At 73.8% G+C, this 20,555-nt stretch carries 15 protein-coding genes; 7 read left to right on the top strand and 8 right to left on the bottom strand.

The features are described from left to right. Positions 1-74 precede the first annotated feature (74 nt). From ABT112_RS15180 to ABT112_RS15195, 4 genes are all read right to left on the bottom strand, one after another. On the bottom strand, positions 75-1,637 hold the full coding sequence (locus tag ABT112_RS15180; RefSeq protein WP_351509550.1) for a phytoene desaturase family protein: 1,563 nt from the start codon (positions 1,635-1,637) through the stop codon (positions 75-77). A gap of 459 nt (positions 1,638-2,096) precedes the next feature. Further along, a complete protein-coding gene (locus ABT112_RS15185; RefSeq protein ID WP_351509552.1) occupies positions 2,097-2,702 on the bottom strand; it encodes a TetR/AcrR family transcriptional regulator in 606 nt (201 codons plus the stop codon). A gap of 47 nt (positions 2,703-2,749) precedes the next feature. Further along, complete coding sequence (locus ABT112_RS15190; RefSeq protein WP_351509554.1) at positions 2,750-4,837, bottom strand: YhgE/Pip family protein; 2,088 nt, start codon at positions 4,835-4,837, stop codon at positions 2,750-2,752. Then, a complete protein-coding gene (locus tag ABT112_RS15195) occupies positions 4,809-5,909 on the bottom strand; it encodes an ATP-binding cassette domain-containing protein (RefSeq protein ID WP_502975343.1) in 1,101 nt (366 codons plus the stop codon). The genes ABT112_RS15190 and ABT112_RS15195 overlap by 29 nt, the downstream gene beginning before the upstream one ends. Positions 5,910-6,083: 174 nt before the next feature. Here ABT112_RS15195 and ABT112_RS15200 point away from each other — a divergent pair, with 174 nt between their 5' ends. The 3 genes from ABT112_RS15200 (at position 6,084) to ABT112_RS15210 (ending at position 8,739) form a co-directional block, all read left to right on the top strand. Next, a complete protein-coding gene (locus ABT112_RS15200) occupies positions 6,084-6,731 on the top strand; it encodes an SAV_6107 family HEPN domain-containing protein (RefSeq protein WP_351509557.1) in 648 nt (215 codons plus the stop codon). A gap of 86 nt (positions 6,732-6,817) precedes the next feature. After that, entirely contained in the window at positions 6,818-7,579 is a 762-nt protein-coding gene (locus ABT112_RS15205; protein ID WP_351509559.1) for a methyltransferase, read from the top strand. Between the two features lie 752 nt (positions 7,580-8,331). Continuing rightward, positions 8,332-8,739, top strand: a complete 408-nt coding sequence (locus ABT112_RS15210; protein ID WP_351509561.1) for an SCO2097 family morphological protein — start codon at positions 8,332-8,334, stop codon at positions 8,737-8,739. Between the two features lie 613 nt (positions 8,740-9,352). Here the strand turns inward: ABT112_RS15210 and ABT112_RS15215 are convergent. From ABT112_RS15215 to ABT112_RS15230, 4 genes are all read right to left on the bottom strand, one after another. Next, positions 9,353-11,830 (bottom strand): transglutaminase TgpA family protein, encoded by a 2,478-nt coding sequence (locus ABT112_RS15215; RefSeq protein WP_351509563.1) that lies wholly within the window; start codon positions 11,828-11,830, stop codon positions 9,353-9,355. After that, complete coding sequence (locus ABT112_RS15220; protein ID WP_351509565.1) at positions 11,827-13,179, bottom strand: DUF58 domain-containing protein; 1,353 nt, start codon at positions 13,177-13,179, stop codon at positions 11,827-11,829. The genes ABT112_RS15215 and ABT112_RS15220 overlap by 4 nt, the downstream gene beginning before the upstream one ends. Beyond that, on the bottom strand, positions 13,179-14,177 hold the full coding sequence (locus tag ABT112_RS15225) for an AAA family ATPase (RefSeq protein WP_351509567.1): 999 nt from the start codon (positions 14,175-14,177) through the stop codon (positions 13,179-13,181). Before ABT112_RS15225 ends, ABT112_RS15220 begins: the two co-directional genes overlap by 1 nt. Before the next feature lie 274 nt (positions 14,178-14,451). Further along, entirely contained in the window at positions 14,452-15,009 is a 558-nt protein-coding gene (locus tag ABT112_RS15230; protein WP_351509569.1) for a beta-class carbonic anhydrase, read from the bottom strand. A 376-nt stretch (positions 15,010-15,385) separates the two neighbouring features. Here ABT112_RS15230 and rsmH point away from each other — a divergent pair, with 376 nt between their 5' ends. The 4 genes from rsmH (at position 15,386) to ABT112_RS15250 (ending at position 20,555) form a co-directional block, all read left to right on the top strand. Then, positions 15,386-16,342: a 16S rRNA (cytosine(1402)-N(4))-methyltransferase RsmH gene (rsmH, locus tag ABT112_RS15235; RefSeq protein WP_351509571.1), complete on the top strand. Its 957-nt coding sequence runs from the start codon at positions 15,386-15,388 to the stop codon at positions 16,340-16,342. Next, positions 16,339-16,731, top strand: a complete 393-nt coding sequence (ftsL, locus tag ABT112_RS15240; protein WP_502975344.1) for a cell division protein FtsL — start codon at positions 16,339-16,341, stop codon at positions 16,729-16,731. Before rsmH ends, ftsL begins: the two co-directional genes overlap by 4 nt. 64 nt (positions 16,732-16,795) lie before the next feature. Next, positions 16,796-18,709, top strand: coding sequence for a peptidoglycan D,D-transpeptidase FtsI family protein (locus ABT112_RS15245; RefSeq protein ID WP_351509573.1), 1,914 nt, complete (start codon positions 16,796-16,798; stop codon positions 18,707-18,709). Positions 18,710-18,815: 106 nt separating this feature from the next. Continuing rightward, positions 18,816-20,555: a UDP-N-acetylmuramoyl-L-alanyl-D-glutamate--2,6-diaminopimelate ligase gene (locus ABT112_RS15250; protein WP_502975345.1), complete on the top strand. Its 1,740-nt coding sequence runs from the start codon at positions 18,816-18,818 to the stop codon at positions 20,553-20,555.

Below are 20,555 nucleotides of genomic sequence, written 5' to 3' on the forward strand. Positions count from 1 at the left end.
CATCGGCCGTACCCCGTCGGCTCAGGAGCCCGGACCGGGCCGGACGGCGGCCGTCCGGCCGCCGCCCACGCCCGTCACTGCGAGCCGCGCCAGTCGGCCCCTTCCACGATGAGCCCGGCGACCAGCGCCCCCGACATCCCGGCGTGAGCGAGCCCGCCCCCGGGGTGCGACCAGCCGCCCACCAGATGGAGCCCGGGAATCCGGGTGGTGTTGGCCGGGCGCAGCTGCTGCCCCCCGGCCCCGGCCAGCACCGGGCCCGGCACCGAACCGCCCTCCGCGCCCGTCTGCGCGGCCGTGTCGGCCGGCGTGCGCACCTCACGCCAGAGCACCCGCTCCCGCAGGCCCGGTATCGCGGCCTCGGCGATCGCCACGACCCGGTCGGCACTGCGCCGGACCGTGGTGTCGTCCCGCCAGTCCACCGGCCCGTGCGGCGGCACCGTGACGGACAGCGTCACCGCCTCGTGCTCCGCGTCGGGCACCAGGGAGCGGTCGTCCGGCCGCAGCACGGTGACCGTCGGGAACTCGCAGAGGCTCTCCTGGAGCGTCGGCTCCGGATCGAAGAGCCAGCCCAGCTCCTCGCCGCGGTCGGCCGAGTGGATCACCGTCCGGTGGGCCACCCCGTCCGGGCGGGCGCCCCGCAGGGCCAGACAGACCGTGAGCCGGCCCGGCACCCGGGCCCGGGCAGCCGGGTCCGGCCGCTTGTCGCCCTCCTGCCACAGCGCCCGGCCCCGCCACGGAGACCCCGCGGAGCCGTCGAGCAGCTCCGCCAGCAGCGACGGGTCCACTCCGGCGACCACCTGGTCCGCCTCCGCCACGCTGCCGTCCGCCAGCTCCACGCCCGCCGCCCGGCCGTCCTTCTCCGGGATACCGGTGACGCCGGCGCCGAACACGAACTCCACCCCGCGGGCCCGGCAGCGCTCGTACAGCGCCTCCGCCAGGGCCCGCATGCCGCCCTCGGCGTACCAGCAGCCGAAGGTCTGCTCGATGTACGGCAGCACCGTCGCGCTCGGGGGCGCGGACACCGGGTCGAAGCCGTGCGCCAGCGCGTGGCTCTCCAGCAGGGCGACCAGCCGTGGATCGCGCAGCTCGCGCCGGGCGACCGTGGCCAGGGTGTCCGGGCGCTTGCCGCGCCCGAACAGCCCGCGCCGCCGCACCGCCGGATACGGGTCGCGGCCCAGGACCTGCCAGTCCTGCCACAACGGCTCCTCGAGCAGCGGCCTGCGCGTCGCGTCCCAGACGTCCCGGGCGCGGTTGATCAGGTCGCTCCAGCGCTCGCCCGCGCCGGCGCCGAGGGCGGAGTCCAGCGCCTCGACGACCCCCGCCCGGGAGGCGTTGGGCAGCGCCACCGCCGTCCCGTCGGGAAAGAGATGCCGGCTCGCCGGATCCACCTGGGTGAGCCGGACGCAACTCTCCAGCGGCTCCTTGCCCGTCTTGACGAACAGATCGCGGTACACCGCGGGCAGCCGGAGCAGACCGGGCCCGGTGTCGAACCCGAAGCCGTCCCGCTCCAGGCGCCGCACGCCACCGCCGAAGGTCTCCGTGCGCTCGTACACCGTCACCCGGTGGCCTGCCACGGCCAGCCGGGCGGCGGCCGCCATCGCGCCCGTCCCGGCGCCGATCACCGCAATCCGTGCCATGGACCAGACCTTATCCGCCGCCACCGACAGCCCGGCCCCGGCCCGGAGGAGGGCTCCCGCGGCCCTCTGGGCAGGAGCGCGCAGCCCTGAGTACCCGTACTCAGGACGGGAGATGAGTAGCGGCGCGGATGGGCGGCGGTCCCTCCGGACGGAAGAGTGGAGGCCACGGAAGGGGCGCGGCGCCGGCACCGCCGACACGGGGCGGCGGAACGGCGCGGCACCCCGGCCGTACGGGGAGCGTCACGGGGGAACGCGGCGCTTCACCGGAAGGGGGACACGGGGGACGACGGGGGAAGCGCTGTCCGCCGCGGCTCGGGGGGATCGAGCCGCGACGGACAGCGCATTGCTGTGTCGGCCGCCCGGTGCCGGACCCCCGGCGCGGCAGCAGATGTGCCGCCGGGGTTGCCCCGGCGCCTCGCAGCGCCGGAGCAACCCCGGAGGACCGGCCCGCGGCCGAAATCAGTCCCGGCTCAGCCGGCCCTGGAAGAGCCGGGTGAGCGCGGCGTGCACATCGTCCAGCGACCGCTCCGGCTGGAACGCCTGCCAGTCCAGCGCGGCCACCAGCACCATGCCGACCAGCGCCGCGGCGGTGAGCTGCACATCGATCTCCTCGGTCAGCTCACCCCGCTCCACGGCCTCCCGCAGGACGTTCTCCACCACCGCGACGACCTGCTGCCGGACCACCATCAGGGTGGACTGCCAGGCCCGGTTGGTGCGCCACAGCTCCGCCACGTACAGCTGGGTGAACGACGGGTAGCGCTCGATGAAGCCCAGCCCGGCCCGGATCATCGCGTCCAGGGCGTCCACCCGGCTGCCGCCGCGTGCCGCGGTCTCGTCCGCCGCACGCTGCAACGACGCGGTGAGCAGCCCCACGCCGTGCCGCAGCAGTTCCTCGAAGAGCTCGGTCTTGCTCGCGAAGTTGTAGTAGACCGTGCCCTTCGCGACCCCCGCGCGCTCGGCGATCTCGTCCACCGTGGTGGCGGAGAAGCCCTTCTCGGCGATCAGGGTGACGGCCGCCTCGTAGAGCTTGGTACGCGTCGCCTGGCGGCGGGTGCTGGTGTCCATGCCCACGATTCTCCTCGGGATACCGCCCGAGGGAGCGGCGACCCCGCTCACAGGCTCAGCTCGGGGTGCAGCCGGTCCAGCGTCCACACCTGCTTGCGGCGGGCCGACCACGCGGTGAGCGCGAGCGCCCCCACGGTGTAGGCGGCCAGCACGGCCGAGCCCAGCCAGACCTGGTCCAAGCCGCCGCCGGTGATGAGCCGGCGCAGACCCTCGACGACGTAGGTCATCGGCAGGAACGGGTGGATGGCGTTGAAGAAGCCGGGGCTCGTCTGCACCGGGTACGTACCGCCGGCCGAGGTGAGCTGGAGCATCAGCAGCGCCAGCACCAGGATCCGGCCCGCGGGCCCGAAGCGGGCGTTGAGCCACTGCACGATGGCGGCGAAGCAGACCGTGACCAGGGCGAGGAAGCCGATGGTGCCGCCCGCGTGAGCCATCTCCAGACCCAGGCCCCAGTGCAGTACGGCCATCAGGGCGCCCATCTGCGCGATGCCGAGGACGGCGACCGGCAGCCAGCCGGCCAGCGCGATCCGCCAGGCGGAGGCGCCCGCGGCGAGGGCCCGCCGGTTCAGCGGCTGGATCAGCATGTAGGCGACCATCGCACCCACCCACAGCGACAGCGGGATGAAGTACGGGGCGAAGCCGGTGCCGTAGTTCGGCGCCTTGTGCATCGAATTCGAGGCGAGCCGCACCGGGTCGGCCATCACCTCGGTACGGGCGTCCCGCTCCTTCTTGCCGTAGTCCGGGATCTGCTCCGCGCCGTCGTGCAGGCCGCCGGCGAGCTTCCCGGAGCCGTCGGCGAGCTTGAACATGCCGCCGTTGAGCGAGTTGGCGCCGGTGGACAGCTTGCCGATGCCGGTGTCCAGCTCGTTGATGCCGGTGCGGGCCTTGCCCGTTCCGGTGTGCAGGGCGTCCAGCCCCCGGGAGACCTTGTGGGCTCCGGCGTTGAGGGCGTTGACCTGCTTGACGCCGCTGTCGATGTCCTTCCAGAGCGTCGGGGCCCGGTCCGCGAGCTGGTCGGCGATGGTGTGGATGGTGTTCAGGTCCCGGCTGAGCTTGTCCAGCTCACCGTTCTTGTTCTGCACCAGCTTGTCGACCGCCGCCGCGGCCTTCGCCGCCTTCTCGGCCGCGTCCGCGGCCTTCTTGAGGTTCGCGCAGGACGTCTCCGGCAGCAGGGCGCTCGTGCACCGCTTCTCGTAGTCCTGGGTCAGGTAGTCGGCGGCCTCGCGGCTGTCCTCGGCGACCTTCTGGGTCGTGGTGGGGGAGGGCAGCTCGTCGAGCCGGCCGCGGATGGTGAGGGAGGCGTCGGCGACGATCCGGGAGTACCGGCCGATCTCGGCTCCGTGCTCCTTGAGGAACGGCTCGACCGCCTTGACCCGCCGCGCCTTGTCGGCGAACTGCTGGGTGCCGTCGGCGACCTTGCCGGACCCCTCCTCCAGCCGGCCCGTGTTGACGTCGATCTTGGCGAGGCCGTCCTTGAGGGACGCGCTGCCCTTCTTGGCGTCGGCCAGGCCCCGGGCCAGGTCCCCGGAGCCCTTCTTGGCCTTGCCGATGCCGCCGTCGAGCTTGTCGGCCCCCTTGGCGGCCTTCACCGTCTTCCCGTGGATGTCCGAGAAGGCCACGAAGATCTTGTCGAGGAAGCTGCGGGAGGACTTGGTCGACGCCGCCCGCCGCACCTCGGAGAAGACGCTGCGGGATATCTGGCCGACGATGTAGTTGTTCGAGTCGTTGGTGCGCACCTGCAGGGCGCCGGTCTCCGGGTGCTCGCCGGAGCTGGACACGACCCGCTTGCTGAAGTCGCCGGGCACCGTCATGGAGAGGTAGTACTTCCCCTCCTCGACACCCTTCTTCGCCTCCGCCGGGCTCACCTCGTGCCACTCGAAGGTGTTGCTGTCGCGCAGCCCGTCGACGATGTCGTGGCCCGCGGTGACCTTCTCGCCCTTCGCGCTGGCACCCCGGTCGCTGTTCACCAGGGCGACCGGGATCTTCTCGAGATGGCCGTACGGGTCCCAGAAGGACCACAGGTAGAGCGCCCCGTAGAGCAGCGGCAGGAGGAGCAGGGCGACGAGCGCCGCCCGCGGGAGCTTCCCCCTGCCGAACCGCTTCAGCTCAAGCGCGGCCAGTTTCGGCGAGCGCATCCGCCGCCCCCTCTTCCTTCTCGTTCCTGGTCGGTTGCGCCTCGGCCGGCCGGTCCTCGCCCGGTTCGTCCGCGGTCTGTGCCGGTGTCCGGCCGGTGTCCTCGGCGGCGGCCCGGTCCTCGGTGGTGGCGCGCTCCTCGGTGGGGGCCGGCTCCTCGGTACGGGCCGGGGAGGCCGGTCCGTCCTGCTCGGCGGCCTTCTTCGCGGCCTTCTTCGCCGTGCCCTTCCGCAGGGCGCCCTGGGGCTTGTCGCCCGCCGATGCCCGCTCCTCGGCCCGGTCCTTGGCCCGGTCCTCGGTCAGGCCCTTGGCCCGGTCCTTGGTCAGGTCCGCCGTCCGGCCCGCGGGCCGCGACGCGTCCTCGCCCGCCCGCTCGGCACGGCCCGTGGAGACGACCAGCGCGTCCTTCGGCGCCTCGCTGCACACGGCCAGGACGGTCGTGCCGTCGCCCGCCACGTCCCGGAGCATCGCCCACGCCTGCTCGCGCTCGGCGTCCGAGAGCTTCAGGTCCGTGTCGTCCACGGCCAGCAGGCGCGGACGGTTCATCAGCGCCAGGGCCACGGACATCCGCAGCACCTCCAGCCGCTCCAGGTCCCGGACGGCCGTCCGGGGGCCCTTGGGCAGCGACTCGAGGTCCAGTCCGGCGGTCCGCAGCGCGGTGTCGATCCGGCGGCGGCCCTCGGCCGCGCGCTCCGCGCGGGGGCGCAGCAGCTCGCGCAGCGAACCGCTGAACCGGCGCTGGAGCAGCGCCCGCTCCCGCAGATGTTCGGCGACCGTCAGTGCGGGATCGAGCTCCGATACGCCCGCAACCGGGCCGAGCGCGCTGATCCCGCGCACCGCGGCCATCTTCTTCGGCAGTCGCAGACCGGCGATGTCGGCGTGGCCGGCAGTGGCACGCATACGTCCGGTGAGTGCGAGCAGCAGACAGGTACGGCCCGTACCCGAAGGCCCCTCCACGGCGATGAGCGCGCCCGGTTCGGCAGTGATGTCGATATCCCGGAACGCCCAGCCGCGGGGGCCTTCGAGGCCGAGCCCCACGGCCGTGACTGCCGCCCCGTGCGGGGTGCTGTCCACGAACCCTCCCCTTTTGAACTGACTGGTCAGTGCAAAAGTATGGCCCATACCCCCAGCGCACCTCAACTCGGGGTCCACAACCGGAGAAACCGCAGCTCAGCGCGGATTGTCAGTGGGTGGCCGGACGATGTGGGCATACGGCATGCAGCCGTTCGCGACGACAGGAGGTTCGTCATGGCTCGTACGCCCGCCCGTCGCCCGACCACCCCGTCCGAAGGAAGTTCCGCCGAAGGAAGTTCCGCCGAAGGGCGCGCCGCCGAAGGCAGTGCCGTCCAAGGCGGCGTCGTCCAAGGAGGTGCCGCCCACCGTCCCGTACCGGGGCGGCGGCGCTCCGGCCGCCCCGGCCCCGCCTCGGTGGGGGCGGCCGCGGACGTCCACCCGGTGGTGCGGCGCGCCACGGCGCCGCCCGAGGCCCTCGGCCTGCTGTCCCAGGCGCGGCAGGGCCTGGCGGAGGCCCGGGAGCTGGAGACGCCGAACGAGCGCTACGCCACCGCACATCTGGCGGCCCTGCGCACCGCGGCCGCCGTACTCGCCGTGCGCGGCCGCCCCGAGGAGACATCGCGCCGCCGGCAGCGCATCCGCAGCGCCTGGGAGGTGCTCCCCGAGGTGGCGCCCGAACTCACCGAGTGGAGCATGCTGTTCGCCTCCGGCGCTGCCCGCCGTGCCCGGGCCGAGGCGGGCATCCGGGACGCCGCCGGCCGCCGGGACGCGGACGACCTGATACGGGACGCCGGAATGTTCCTCCGCATCGTCGAGCGGCTGCTCGTCCTCCAGCCCGCCCTGCCGTATCCGCGGGCGGGGGCCCGGCCGGACGCGGGATGACTTCGGGAGGCAATAGGGTGGGAGCCGCTTGCACCAGTTCGCTTTCCCGCCGTCCGCGGCGGTCCCGCGCCGAGGAGCCACCCGCTGTGTCCGACCCGATGCGTCCCCGCGCCTCTCTCCGTACCGCAGTGGTCTGGGAGGTGCTCCAGGAAGCCCTGGACCGCAGGGTGAAGGCCGCGGGCCGGGAAACCCTCGACGTCCTCGACACCGGCGGCGGCACCGGCAACTTCGCGGTGCCGGTCGCGCTGCTCGGCCACCGGGTGACCGTCGTCGACCCCAGCCCCAACGCGCTGTTCGCCCTGGAGCGGCGGGCCGCGGAGGCCGGCGTCGCCGACCGGGTGCGCGGCGTCCAGGGCGACGCCCACGGCCTGTTCGACGTCGTCGAGCGCAGCGCCTACGACGCCGTGCTCTGCCACGGAGTCGTGGAGTACATGGACGACCCGGCCGAGGGCGTGCGAAACGCCGTGGCGGCCCTCCGTCCGTCCGGCACCCTCAGCCTGCTCGCGGCGGGCCTGGGCGGCGCGGTGCTGGCCCGGGCGCTCGCGGGGCACTTCACCGAGGCCCGGCACGCCCTCTCCGACCCCGAGGGCCGCTGGGGAGAGGGTGACCCGGTTCCGCGCCGGTTCACCGCCGACCAGCTGACCGACCTGGTCTCCGCGACCGGGCTGGCCGTCGGGGCGGTGCACGGAGTCCGGGTCTTCGCGGACCTGGTACCGGGCGTCCTGGTCGACACCGAGCCCGGCGCGGTCGAGGCGCTGCTCAAGCTGGAGGAGGCGGCGGCCGAACTCCCGGCGTTCCGCTCGGTGGCCACCCAGCTGCATGTGCTGGGGGAGCGCGAGGCGGGCTGACGCGCCTGGCCCGGCTTCTGCCGGGCCTCTCTGCCCGGGCTGTCGCGTTGGGCTGTCGGGCTGGACTGGGCTTGTCGTGCCGGGGTGGTGTCGTGCCAGGGCCGTCCGGCTGGGCCGACGGGGTGCGACCCTGCCTGTCGTACCCGCTCCGGCGCGCTCCGGTCAGGACCTGCTCGGTCCCATCCCATCCCATCCCGCCCCGCACCTCACCTCACCTCACCTCACCTCACCTTCCTTCCGCTCCGGCTCGGCCCGGGCTGTAGGCGGCGGCCACAAGGGCCGTCGGCCCGGCGCGCCGTCGTGGGGTCTCGCTTGCCCGCGGAGACTTTCAGCCGTCTGTGTCGCCGCTCGGACGGGTGCTGTCGGGCTCCTCTTATGCGCCCGGCGATATGGCCGGAATCCGACTGGTGCATCCGTAGACGGGACCCCAACGCAACCGGCGTCGTGGGCAGGCGCGTCCGGCCCCCGCGGGTCGCCCCGCCGCCGCGCTCGTATCGCACACGCAGCGCACGCGGTTGCGTGCAGTGGGCCACACGCCACCCGATCAGCCGCATGGCCCCGTATGATCGGGGGACACGGTCCGGCATGACGGACGGGAGGCCAGGGAATGCACGTCCCACCACCTGTGACGCCAGGGCGGCCCGGAATGGCGAATTGGCGCAGAGGGGCGGGTTTCACGGGGGCGAATCCCTGCCTATCCTGAAAGCGTCGCACCCCGGTCGCCCCCCGCGACCGACGAGTAGGAGGACTCCGTGCCGCTCTCGGAGCACGAGCAGCGAATGCTCGAGCAAATGGAGCGAGCGCTGTACGCAGAAGATCCCAAGTTCGCGACAGCGCTTGAGGGAAGCGGGCTGCGTACGTACACCCGGCGACGGGTCTACCAGGCGGTCGCGGGCTTCCTGGTGGGTATCGCGCTCCTCATGGCCGGAATGGTCGCGCAGCAGATCTGGGTCAGCGTGGTGGGATTTCTCGTCATGCTCGGGTGCGCAGTGCTCGCGGTGACCGGTTGGCGCAAGGCCCCCAAACCGGGTGAGCAGGGTGCGGCAGCAGGCGGCCAGGGTGGCGGTGCCGCTCAGCGCCGTCAGACCCGCCAGCGTCGCTCGGTGATGAACCGTATCGAGCAGCGGTGGCAGCGCCGCCGCGACGAGCAGGGCCACTGACGGACGTCGGGGCGCCGGTCGACCGGCCGGCGCCGGACATCACGTCCCACCGTCGGTCCTCCGCTCGGTACGCCATGAGCGCGCCCAAGCCCCCGTCGGCAGCGTCGTGGAGACGCCTGCCCTCCGCAGGACGGTGGTCCCGCGTCACCGGATGACTGCGACTGTCCGGTGGCGAAGACGTCTGCCGCGCAGCTCCGCTGCCTTGCCCGAGCTGTTTCTCTCGGGATCCTGACCTGCCTCCCTGGGAAACCCGTTCCGGTTCCCGGGAATCCTGTCCCTGGCTCCTGGAAACCGAGTCGGCCCCCCGGCTGCTACGAGGCTCCTGCCGACTGCCGACTGCCGACTGCCGACTGCCGACTGCCGACTGCCGACTGCCGACTGCCGACTGCCGACTGCCGACTGCCGACTGCCGGCAGCCCACCAGACCGGATGGCTGCTTCACGAGCGGGGGCGTCACCGGCCGGCATCGTCACGCCGCCGGGAGGGCTTCCCCGGCCGGTCTATCGAGAGCTGAGCCGGTGTCCTCACGCCGCCGGGAGGGCTCTCCGGCCGGCATCGTCACGCCGCCGGGAGGGCTTCCCCGGCCGGTCCACCGGGAGCTGAGCCGGTCTCCTCACCCTCGCTGGCGGCCGGGGACGGCGCGCCGCAGGGTCTCCGCCCAGCGGTCCACGCCCCATCGGGCGCTCCACCGCGCGACCTGCGCCGACCGCCACCGGGAGAAGGCCCACGCCACCCGTGCCGCCGACCGCGGAGCGAGCAGGGCTCGCAGCCGGGTGCTCCGGCCCGCGGCCGAGTGCAGCCCGTCCCGGACCCGGCGGACATCGGCCGCCAGCCCGGTGGCCGGACGGGGCGCCGGTGCGTACAGCACCTGCTCCACCGCCGCCGCCACCCGGTGCGCCGACTCGGTCGCCGCGGTGTCCAGACCGCCCTGCCGGGCGATCCGGGCCGAGGCCTGACGCGGTGTGTGCGAGTCGTCCGGCACGATGCCGTAGTCCCATCCCGAGTCGATGAGCTCACGCCAGGCGGCCAGCGTCCGCTCACCCGGACCGGAGTCCGGTCCGGTCCGCTCACCGGGGCCGGGGTGCCCGTCCCGGGCGGTCCCGCCCCCGCCCGGCTCGGACAGCCGCCGTCGCCGCACCCGGACCCGCCACAGCAGGGGCAGCGCGGGCAGGGCCAGGACCAGGAGCCCCAGGGCCGTGGTGGAGAGGATGGTGCCCAGCGGCAGACCGCGGTCCGTGGGGCCGCTGCCCGTCTGCTGAACGGGTGCGCCGCAGCCGCCGTCGAGCTTCTTCATCTCCGGCGGGCAGCTGTCCGAGGGCGTCGGCTCGGCCGAAGGAGCCGATGTCGTGCTGGGCAGCGGCTCCGCCGGTTCGGAAGCTCCGCCGGACGGGGCCTCCTCGATGGCGTAGTCGGGCACGGTGCCCCGCGTCGGCGTGGGCTCGAAGCGGGTCCAGCCGATGCCCTGGAAGTACAGCTCCGGCCAGGCGTGGGCGTCCTTCAACCCCACGGACATCGACCCGTCCGCACCGGAGGAGCCGGGCGTGAAGCCCACCGCCACCCGCGACGGGATGCCCAGCGTCCGGGCCATCGCCGCCATCGAGAACGAGAAGTGCACGCAGAAGCCCTGCTTCTGCTTCAGGAAGCGGGCGATGGCCTCCGAACCGCTGCCCGCCGCGACCTGGGTGTCGTAGGTGAACCCGCCCTTCGAGGCGAACCAGTCCTGGAGCCGGACGGCCTTCTCGTACGGGTTGGAGGCGCCCGAGGTCACGGCACGCGCCTTGCGCCCCACCACGCCCGGCAGCGACTCCGGGACCTTCGTGTACTCCTCCAGCAGCTCCGCCGGCGGTTGCCCGGCCTGCGCCAGCTGCTCCGCCGTCGGCTCCACGAGCAGGCTCGACACCTGGTACTTCGCTCCGCGGGTCGTCTGCCCCCGGTCGCCGACCAGGGTGCGGCCCTCCGGCTCGTACCGCCACCGTCCGCCGATCCGCACCTCGGTGGCGGGGTAGGGGAGCGGAAGCCAGTTCTGCTTGTACCAGTCCGCGGCCACCAGGTTGGTCCGGACCGTGCTGGTCCGCACCCCCGGCCCCAGCCCCTGCGCGGCGGGCAGCGGCGACGGCACATCGCCGACCCGCCGCTCCGAGGGCTTCCAGGAGCTGCCGTCGAAGTGGTCGAGGGCGACGATTCGCAGATACATGTCCTGCGTGGAGTCGGCGCTGGTGCGGTAGGAGAGGACCTCCCGGTCCTCCGGCTGGTTCAGGCTGTTCTGCAGCGACACCAGCGGGTTCACGGCGGAGATCGTGCCGCCGCCCGGTCCGGTGTCACCGCCGCGCCCCTGTCCGCCCAGCAGACCGCCGCCCAGCGACGGCAGGGCGGCCGGCACCACCAGGGCGATGCCCAGGGCCACCGCGCCGATCCGCCGCCCGGACCGCACCGGTGCGCCGGGCCGGCCGCCGGCCGGTTCCAGCCCCGCTCCGAGCCGGCTCGGCCCCCGGGGTGCCCCGCCGAAGACCCGCCCCCACTGGGACAGCCGGTCCCGGCCCTCGGCGAGCAGAAGCAGCAGATATCCGGCGGCCGCCAGCAGGAACCACAGCCAGCGCGCCCCGCCCTGGGACAGCCCGGCCGCGACGGAGTACAGGGCGAGCAGCGGCAGACCGGCGGGCGCGGCGCTGCGGTACGTCACCGCCAGCGCGTCCACGGCCAGGCCGATGACCAGCACCCCGCCGATCAGCAGCAGCCGGATGCCTCCGGTGACCGGAGCCGGTATGGCGTACTGCCCCACGTCGTCGGCGCCCTCGGCGAGCAGTTGTCCGAACTCCTGGAACGCGTCGGGCCCCGGCAGCACACCGGCCACCGCCTGCCCGCGGGCGAAGGCCACCGTGAGCAGCAGCAGCGCCGCCAGGGCCTGCGCGGCGACCGTCAGCGGCCTGGCCAGCGGCACCCGGCGGGTCAGCGCCCCGACTCCGGAGACGACGGTCAGCAGGAGTGCGGCCTGGAGGATCCACCCGGTCGGCTCGACCAGTGGCAGCAGCGAACCCGCCGCCAGCAGTGTGGCCAGCGCCGCGCAGATCGTCAGCCGTCCCCGTCCGCTCATGCCCCGCTCCCCGTGAGGCCGCCCACCGGCGCCCCCTCGCTCGTCCGCTGCCCGTCCGCGCGGCGCCACAGCTCGGGCAGGGCGTCCCCCGGCGAGACGGCCAGCACCGTCCAGCCCGCCTCGCGCAGCAGCTGCTGCCGGTGACGGAAGGCCGCCTGCCCGGCCGGCCTGCTCTCCCCGGCCCAGGCGGCGTCGTCCAGGACGAACGCGACCGCGGCCCCTGTGCGGGCCCGCATCCGGGCCACCACCGCGGCCTGCTCGTCGTCCAGGCTGCCGAGGAAGGCCACCAGCAGCCCCTCGCTGCCGCCGCGCAGCACGTCGTACGCCCGGGAGAAGCCCTCTTCCTCGGAGTTGTCGGAGTGCTCCACCACCGCGAGCGTCTCCAGGAGCAGCCCGGCGGCCGCGGAGCTGTCCCCGCCGGACCCCTCCGGCCCCGGCACGGCGCTGCCGCAGTCGGTGAGCAGCCGGACCGAGAACCCCTGCTCCAGCAGGTGCATCGCCACCGACGCGGCGCCCGACACCGCCCACTCGAACGGCGAGTCCGGCCCCGCGCCCCGGTGCGCGGCCCGCCGGGTGTCGAGCAGTACGGTGCAGCCCGACCGCTGCGGCTGCTCCTCGCGGCGCACCATCAGCTCGCCGTACCGGGCCGTGGAGCGCCAGTGCACCCGGCGCAGATCGTCACCGGTGCGGTAGCCGCGCGGGATCACATCGTCCTCACCGGCCAGCGCCAGCGAGCGGTGCCGGCCGTCGCCGAACCCCGAGGCGTCGCCCGCGATCCGGACCGCGGGCAGCGCCTCCACCCGCGGGACCACGGTCAGCGTGTCGTGCGCGCTGAACCCCCGGGTCAGCTCGCACATCCCGAACGGGTCGCTCAGCCGCAGCTGGAGCGGGCCGAGCGGATAGCGGCCACGGAGGTCGGACCGCACCCGGTACGAGACCTCACGCCGCCCCCCGGCCTCCACCCGGTCCAGCACGAACCGGGGCCGTGGCCCCAGGACGTACGGCACCCGGTCCTGGAGCATCAGCAGCCCGGTCGGCAGCTTCGAGACGTTGTCGACCCGCAGGTACACGCGGGACTCCGAGCCGGCCGGCACCCGTCCCGGGGACAGCCGCCTGCTGCCCGCCACCCGGTACCGGGTGCGGAACAGCACGGTCACCGCCACCAGCGGCAGCACCGCCAGCAGCAGCCCCACCCGCAGCAGGTCCGGCTGGCCCAGCACGTAGGCGCAGATCGCCGCCGCTATACCCGCCGCCAGGAAGGACCGCCCGCGCGTCGTCAGCCCGGAGAGCGCGCCCCGGAGACCGCCCCCGTCCTCGTCGCCCGCCGACGGCTCGGGCGCGGCGGTCATCACAGCCTCCGTGCGCCGGGCGCCTGGTGGCCGTACGGGTCGGGCAGCGGGGTCCGCTGCAGGATCTCCGCGACGATCTGCTCGGCGGTGCGCCGGTTCAGCTGGGCCTGCGGCGTCGGCAGCAGCCGGTGCGCCAGCACCGCCACGGCCAGCCCCTGCACGTCGTCCGGGAGCACGAAGTCCCGGCCGCCCAGCGCCGCCGCGGCCTTCGCCGCCCGCATCAGGTGCAGGGTGGCTCGCGGTGACGCGCCCAGCCGCAGGTCGGGGTGGGTGCGCGTGGCCGCCACCAGATCCACCACGTAGCGCCGCACCGGTTCGGCGACGTGGACGCTGCGGACCGCGTCCACCAGCTTCACGATCTCGTGGGCGTGCGCCACCGGCTGCAGGTCGTCCAGCGGTGAGACGCCGCCGTGCACGTCCAGCATCTGCAGCTCGGCCTCCGCGCTCGGATAGCCGATCGACACCCGGGCCATGAAGCGGTCCCGCTGGGCCTCCGGGAGCGGGTAGGTGCCCTCCATCTCCACCGGGTTCTGGGTGGCGACGACCATGAAGGGGCTGGGCAGCTCGTAGGTCTGCCCGTCCACCGTGACCTGGTGCTCCTCCAGCGACTCCAGCAGCGCCGACTGGGTCTTGGGGGAGGCCCGGTTGATCTCGTCCCCGATGACGATCTGCGCGAAGATCGCCCCGGGCTTGAACTCGAACTCCCGCTGCTGCTGGTCGAAGATGCTCACGCCGGTGATGTCCGAGGGCAGCAGGTCGGGGGTGAACTGGATGCGCCGGACCGAGCAGTCCATCGACCGGGCGAGCGCCTTGGCGAGCATGGTCTTGCCCACGCCCGGCACATCCTCGATCAGCAGATGCCCCTCGGCGAGCAGCACGGTCAGCGAGAGCCGTACGACGTCCGGCTTGCCCTCGATCACGCTCTCCACCGACCCGCGCACCCGCTCCGCAGCGGACGTCAGATCCGTGAGGCTCGCTCGATCGTCATAGGTGGTCACCCGGCCCTCCTCGGCCCGTCCTGTCGGACCGGAGCCCTCGTCAACGGCCCCGGTCCACCCCGAAAATGCGCACCGCGTCCGACAGGAACCGGTTCGGTGTCACACCAGGCATTCTTCATGCCCGTACGCCTTTACGTCACTCGGCTGTGGATAACCGCGGCCGTTTCGTCAGGAGTGACCGGCTTGCCTGGTGATCGCCGTCCCGTCGTTCCCGGCCCCGGTGTCGCCACCGGCGCGGTCACGCGGATACATACGGAGATGATCACTCAAGTGATCACGGACGGGGGTCGATTTCCCGCAGCAGGCCGGTGCCGACGTCGAAGACGAAGCCCCGGACGTCGTCGGTGTGGAGCAGGAAGGGGGAGGTGCGGACCCGCTCCAGGGACTGCCGGACGTCCTGGTCGACGTCGCGGAAGGACTCCACCGCCCACCCGGGCCGCTGCCCGACCTCCATCTCCAGGTCGTGCCGGAACTCCTCGGTGAGGCTCTCCAGGCCGCAGCCGGTGTGGTGGACGAGCAGGACGTGGCGGGTGCCGAGCGCCCGCTGGCTGATGGTGAGGGAGCGGATGGTGTCGTCCGTGACCACCCCGCCCGCGTTGCGGATGGTGTGGCAGTCGCCCAGCCGCAGGCCGAGCGCCGCGGGCAGGTCGATGCGGGCGTCCATGCAGGCGACCACGGCGACGTTCAGGGCCGGGCGGGCGTCCATCCCCGGGTCGGTGAAGCCGGCCGCGTAGGTCCGGTTCGCCTCGACGAGGCGGTCGATGACCGAGTCGCCGGCGGTGCCGTTGTCGGCGGGGCGGTCGGCGGCGGGCTGAGGTGCGGATGTCGACATAGTGCTGACGTTAGCCCGCCTCCCCGTGGGCGGCCCTCGGTGAGGTCGGGCATAACGAGGCCAACGCACCCGTGCTGTGAGGTAACCCACAGGGGCGAGGAGCCTGCGGCCGAACGGGTGACGAACAGTTTCCCGGCGCGCAGGCCCGTTGGTTGACCGAGGGGACGAGTGGACTAAAGTGACGCGAAGTGGGAGGCGTGAAGCTCCCCTCGGAACTGAAAACCCCGCGTGCGCTGCGCGTACGCACGGCTCGGCCTCCTCCCGCTCCCGGCGGGCTGACGCCCCTTCCCCGGCGCCAGCAGGCCACTTCCCCTTCTGAGCGGGCGGGGACCCGGCGGTGCGTACGCCCGGCGCGCGCCGGACCTGAGAGGGGCGCATGAGCGAGACCCGACATGTCCCGGTGATGCTCCAGCGGTGCCTGGACCTGTTGGCCCCAGCTCTCGCCCAGCCCGGCGCGGTCGTCGTCGACTGCACGCTCGGGCTCGGCGGCCACAGCGAAGCCCTGCTCGGCACCTTTCCCGCGGCCCGGCTCATCGCCCTCGACCGCGACCCGGTCGCCCTGAAGCTGGCCGGTGAGCGCCTCGAGCCCTTCGGTGACCGGGCCACCCTGGTGCACGCCGTCTACGACGAGCTGCCCGACGTCCTCGACCGCCTCGGCGTCCCGCGCGTCCAGGGCGTCCTCTTCGACCTCGGCGTCTCCTCGATGCAGCTGGACGAGGCCGACCGGGGCTTCGCCTACGCCCAGGACGCCCCGCTCGACATGCGGATGGACCAGAGCACCGGCATCAGCGCCGCCGAGGTCCTCAACACCTATCCGCCCGGCGAGCTGGTCCGCGTCCTGCGCGCCTACGGCGAGGAGAAGTTCGCCCGCAAGATCGTGGAAGCGGTCGTCCGCGAGCGCGAGAAGGAACCCTTCAGCAACAGCGCCCGCCTGGTGGAACTGATCCGCAATGCCCTCCCGCAGGCCGCCAAGCGCACCGGCGGCAACCCGGCCAAGCGCACCTTCCAGGCGCTGCGCATCGAGGTCAACGGAGAGCTGTCGGTCCTGGAGGAGTCCATTCCCGCCGCCGTCTCCCGGCTCGCCGTCGACGGCCGGATCGCCGTCCTCTCCTACCACTCGCTGGAGGACCGGCTGGTCAAGCAGGTCTTCGCGGAAGGCGCCACCAGCACCGCGCCCCCCGGCCTGCCGATCGTCCCCGAGCGCTACCAGCCCCGGCTGAAGCTCCTCACCCGCGGCGCCGAGCTGCCCACGGAGGAAGAGGTCGCCGAGAACCGGCGGGCCGCCCCGGCGCGGCTCCGCGGCGCTCAGCGCATCCGGGAGGACGTGGCGTGAAACGGGCCGTCCGCGGCAGGGCAGCACGGCTGGCACACCTGGTGCCGGCCCGCTCCGGCCCGGCCGCCCGGACGCCGTTCGTCGTGCTCGTCGTGGTCCTCCTCGCGGGTGGCCTGATCTCGCTGCTGCTGCTCAACGCCTCGCTGAACCAGGGCTCCTTCCGGCTGAGCCGGCTGAAGAAGGAGACCACCGACCTGACGGACCAGCAGCAGGCCCTGCAGCAGGAGGTCGACGCCCACTCCGCGCCGGACGCCCTGGAGAAGCGGGCGCGGGAACTGGGGCTGGTGCCCGGCGGAAGCCCGGCGTTCCTGAACCCGGACGGCACGGCCCGCGGTGTACCGTCGCCCGCCTCGGCGGGGTACGCGCCCCGGCTCGCCACGGCACCGTGACGGCTGCGCCGCGCCCGGTGAGACGGCGCCCCCGTCCCGAGACGCACCCCTCGGAGGCCCTCGCATGACCCCGCCCCAGGAGCCCCCGCGGCGCCGTGTGCCCCGCCCCGCCGCGCCGCGCGGTGACGCCCGCCGCCCGCGCCCCGCGGCGCGCCCGCAGCAGATCCGCCTCGCCCGGCCCCGGCCGCGCCTGCGGCTGATCGGCCTCGGCCTCACCGTCGTGATGCTGGCGTTCGTGGTCCGGCTCCTCCAGGTGCAGGCCGTGGACGCGAGCACCTACGCGGCCAAGGCCGACGTCAACCGCTATGTGACCCACACCCTCGCCGCCGAGCGCGGGTCGATCACCGACCGCAGCGGGGTGGCCCTCGCCGCCACCGTCGACGCGTACGACATCACCGCCGACCCGTTCCGCTTCACCCCGGAGCAGAGCAAGGCCCAGGACGCACCCCGGCAGGCGGCGGCCCTCCTCGCGCCGATCCTCGACCGGGACGAGGACGAACTCGCCCGGAAGCTCTCCGCCCCCGACACGCGTTACGTCCTGCTGGCCCGCCGGCAGCCGCCGCAGGTCTGGAACCAGATCAAGGACCTCAAGAACGCCTTCGCCGAGAAGGCGGCCCAGGGCAAGGGCGGCAACGTCCTCGCCGGGGTCTTCCAGGAGCCGCACAGCAAGCGGATCTACCCCAACAAGGACCTCGCCGCCGGGATACTGGGCTTCGTCAACGCCGAGGGCAAGGGCGGCGGCGGGCTCGAGGCCCAGCTGGACAAGCGGCTCGCCGGAAAGAGCGGCAAGGTCACCTACGCCCAGTCCGGCGGCCGTCAGGTGCCCACCGTGGGCTCCCACGAGCAGCCCGCCGTCCCCGGCTCCGATGTCGAGCTGACCATCGACCGGGACATCCAGTGGGCCGCCCAGAAGGCGATCAGCGAGCAGGTGCGGACCTCGGGTGCGGACCGCGGCTACGTCATCGCCCAGGACACCCGCACCGGCGAGATCCTGGCCATGGCCAACGCCCCCGGATTCGACCCCAACGACCTCTCCACGGCCCGGGGCTCCCTCGGCAACGCCGCCCTGCAGGACGCGTACGAACCCGGCAGCACCAGCAAGGTGATGTCCATGGCCGCGGTGCTGGAGGAGGGCGTGGCGACCGCCGGGACCCGGGTCACCGTCCCCAACCGGCTGCACCGGGCCGACCGGCTGTTCGCCGACGACATCGACCACCCCACCTGGGACCTGACCCTCAACGGAGTGCTGGCCAAGTCCAGCAACATCGGCACCATCCTCTCCGTCGAACAGCTCGGCCGGACGCACCGCAAGGCCAACCAGGTCCTCCACTCCTACCTGCGGCAATTCGGCATCGGACGGCCGACCGGCCTGAACTTCCCCGGCGAGACACCGGGCATCCTGGCCGAACCCGGCGACTGGAGCTCCTCGCAGCAGTACACGATCCCGTTCGGCCAGGGGCTCTCGCTCAACGCCGTCCAGGCCGCCTCGGTGTACTCCACCATCGCCAACGGCGGCGAACGGATCGAGCCATCCCTGGTCCGCGGCAGCCGCGGACCGGACGGCCGCTTCACCCGGGCCCCGGCGCCCGAGAGGACCCGGGTCGTCAGCCCGGGGACGGCGAAGACCCTCGCCCGCATGCTGGAGTCGGTCGTCGACGACGAGCAGGGCACCGGCACCAAGGCCCGCATCCCCGGCTACCGCGTCGCCGGCAAGACCGGTACCTCCAACCGGGTGGACCCCGAGACCGGCCGTTACCGGGGCTACACCGCCTCCTTCGCGGGCTTCGCCCCCGCCGACAAGCCGCGCATCACCGTCTACTGCGCCGTGCAGAACCCGACCAGCGGAAGCTACTTCGGCGGCCAGGTCTGCGGCCCGGTGTACAAGCAGGTCATGGAGTTCGCACTGAAGACCCTGCAGGTCCCGCCGACCGGGGAACGCCCCGCCCGGCTCCCGGTCGAATACCGCCCCGGCGGATGACCGGATCCTTTCGATGACCACCGCCCCCGACCCCGCGCCGCAGGACGCCACGCCCCGCGCCGCCGCCCGCCACCGACCGCCACCCCCGGACGGACCGCCTCCCCCAATGCCCCCCTCATTTCGCCGCAGGCCCGGTACGCCCGGTACGCTCACCGCCGTGCCACATGCTGATCAGCCCCACACGCCGCAAGATGTTCCCGTGACCTACCCGGGAGCGCCCCGACCGGACCAGGTCCGCCCGACCCCGCTCGCGGCCCTGGCGGATCAGCTGGGCACCAAGGCGCCCGATGAATCCGCCGGCACGACGGTCACGGGCATCACCCACGACTCCCGGGCGGTCCGCCCCGGCGACGTCTACGCCGCCCTGCCCGGCGCCCGCTTCCACGGCGCCGACTTCGCGGCCCAGGCCGCCGACCTGCAGGCCGCCGCGGTCCTCACCGACCCGGACGGCGCCGACCGCGCCGCCGCCACCGGTCTGCCCGTCCTGGTGGTCGACCAGCCGCGGGCCCGGATGGGCGCCCTGGCCGCCGCGATCTACGGCGAGCCGGGCCACGACCTGCTCCAGATCGGCATCACCGGAACCTCCGGCAAGACCACCACCGCGTACCTCGTCGAGGGCGGCCTCCGGGCCGCCTCCGGGGCGGGCTCCCCCGCGGAGGGCCGCGGGAAGCTCACCGGCCTGATCGGCACCGTCGAGTCCCGGATCGGTGACGAGCGGCTCAAGAGCGAGCGCACCACCCCCGAGGCCACCGACCTCCAGGCCCTCTTCGCCGTGATGCGCGAGCGCGGCGTCGGCGCCGTCGCCATGGAGGTCTCCAGCCACGCCCTGGTCCTCGGCCGGGTCGACGGCACGGTCTTCGACGTCGCCCTCTTCAACAACCTCAGCCCGGAGCACATGGAGTTCCACTCCGGCATGGAGGACTACTTCCAGGCGAAGGCCCAGCTGTTCACCGCCCGCCGCAGCCGCGCCGGCGTCGTCAACCTCGACGACGAGTACGGCAGGCGCCTGGTGGAGATCTCCGAGGTCCCCGTCACCACCTTCTCCGCCGAGGGCCACCCCGACGCCGACTGGCGGGCCGCGGACGTCGAGGTGGGCCCGCTCGGCTCGACCTTCACCGTGCTCGGCCCCAAGGGCGAGTCCGTACGCGCCGAGGCCCCGCTGCCCGGCCCGTTCAACGTCGCCAACGCCCTCGCGGCGATCACCGCCCTCGTCGTGGCCGGCATCGACCCGCAGACCGCGGCCGACGGCGTCGCCGCCGTGCCCGGCGTCCCGGGCCGGCTGGAGCGGGTCGACGCGGGGCAGCCGTACCTCGCCGTCGTCGACTACGCCCACAAGACCGACGCCGTCGAGTCCGTCCTGCGCGCCCTGCGCAAGGTCACCGAGGGCCGGATCCACATCGTCCTCGGCTGCGGCGGCGACCGCGACATCCAGAAGCGCGGCCCGATGGGCGCCGCCTGCGCCCGGCTCTCCGACACCGCCGTCCTGACCTCCGACAACCCCCGCTCCGAGGACCCGCTGGCGATCCTCGCCGCGATGCTGGCCGGCGCCGCCGAGGTCCCCGCGCACGAGCGCGGCGACGTCGTCGTCGAGCCGGACCGCGCCGCCGCGATCGCCGCCGCGGTCGCCCGCGCCGAGCCGGGCGACACCGTCCTCGTCGCCGGCAAGGGCCACGAGCAGGGCCAGGACCTCGCCGGGGTGGTACGCCCCTTCGACGACCGGCAGGTGCTGCGCGAGGCCATCGAGGCCACCCGGCCCGCCTCCGGCCTCCGCCACGGGGGCCAGCACCACGACCACGCGCCGGAAGCGCTCCGCACCCCCTCTTCGCACCGCAACGACCAGGGATGA

This window comes from Streptomyces sp. NPDC002055 (assembly GCF_040296705.1).
In the GTDB taxonomy this organism is placed as follows: Bacteria; Actinomycetota; Actinomycetes; order Streptomycetales; family Streptomycetaceae; genus Streptomyces.

Excerpts from the sequence above, each read along its gene's own strand:
- ABT112_RS15180 (WP_351509550.1), bottom strand. The coding sequence starts at position 1,637 with ATGGCACGGATTGCGGTGATCGGCGCCGGGACGGGCGCGATGGCGGCC.
- ABT112_RS15185 (WP_351509552.1), bottom strand. The coding sequence starts at position 2,702 with ATGGACACCAGCACCCGCCGCCAGGCGACGCGTACCAAGCTCTACGAG.
- ABT112_RS15190 (WP_351509554.1), bottom strand. The coding sequence starts at position 4,837 with ATGCGCTCGCCGAAACTGGCCGCGCTTGAGCTGAAGCGGTTCGGCAGG.
- ABT112_RS15200 (WP_351509557.1), top strand. The coding sequence starts at position 6,084 with ATGGCTCGTACGCCCGCCCGTCGCCCGACCACCCCGTCCGAAGGAAGT.
- ABT112_RS15215 (WP_351509563.1), bottom strand. The coding sequence starts at position 11,830 with ATGAGCGGACGGGGACGGCTGACGATCTGCGCGGCGCTGGCCACACTG.
- ABT112_RS15220 (WP_351509565.1), bottom strand. The coding sequence starts at position 13,179 with ATGACCGCCGCGCCCGAGCCGTCGGCGGGCGACGAGGACGGGGGCGGT.
- ABT112_RS15230 (WP_351509569.1), bottom strand. The coding sequence starts at position 15,009 with ATGTCGACATCCGCACCTCAGCCCGCCGCCGACCGCCCCGCCGACAAC.
- rsmH (WP_351509571.1), top strand. The coding sequence starts at position 15,386 with ATGAGCGAGACCCGACATGTCCCGGTGATGCTCCAGCGGTGCCTGGAC.
- ABT112_RS15245 (WP_351509573.1), top strand. The coding sequence starts at position 16,796 with ATGACCCCGCCCCAGGAGCCCCCGCGGCGCCGTGTGCCCCGCCCCGCC.
- ABT112_RS15250 (WP_502975345.1), top strand. The coding sequence starts at position 18,816 with ATGCCCCCCTCATTTCGCCGCAGGCCCGGTACGCCCGGTACGCTCACC.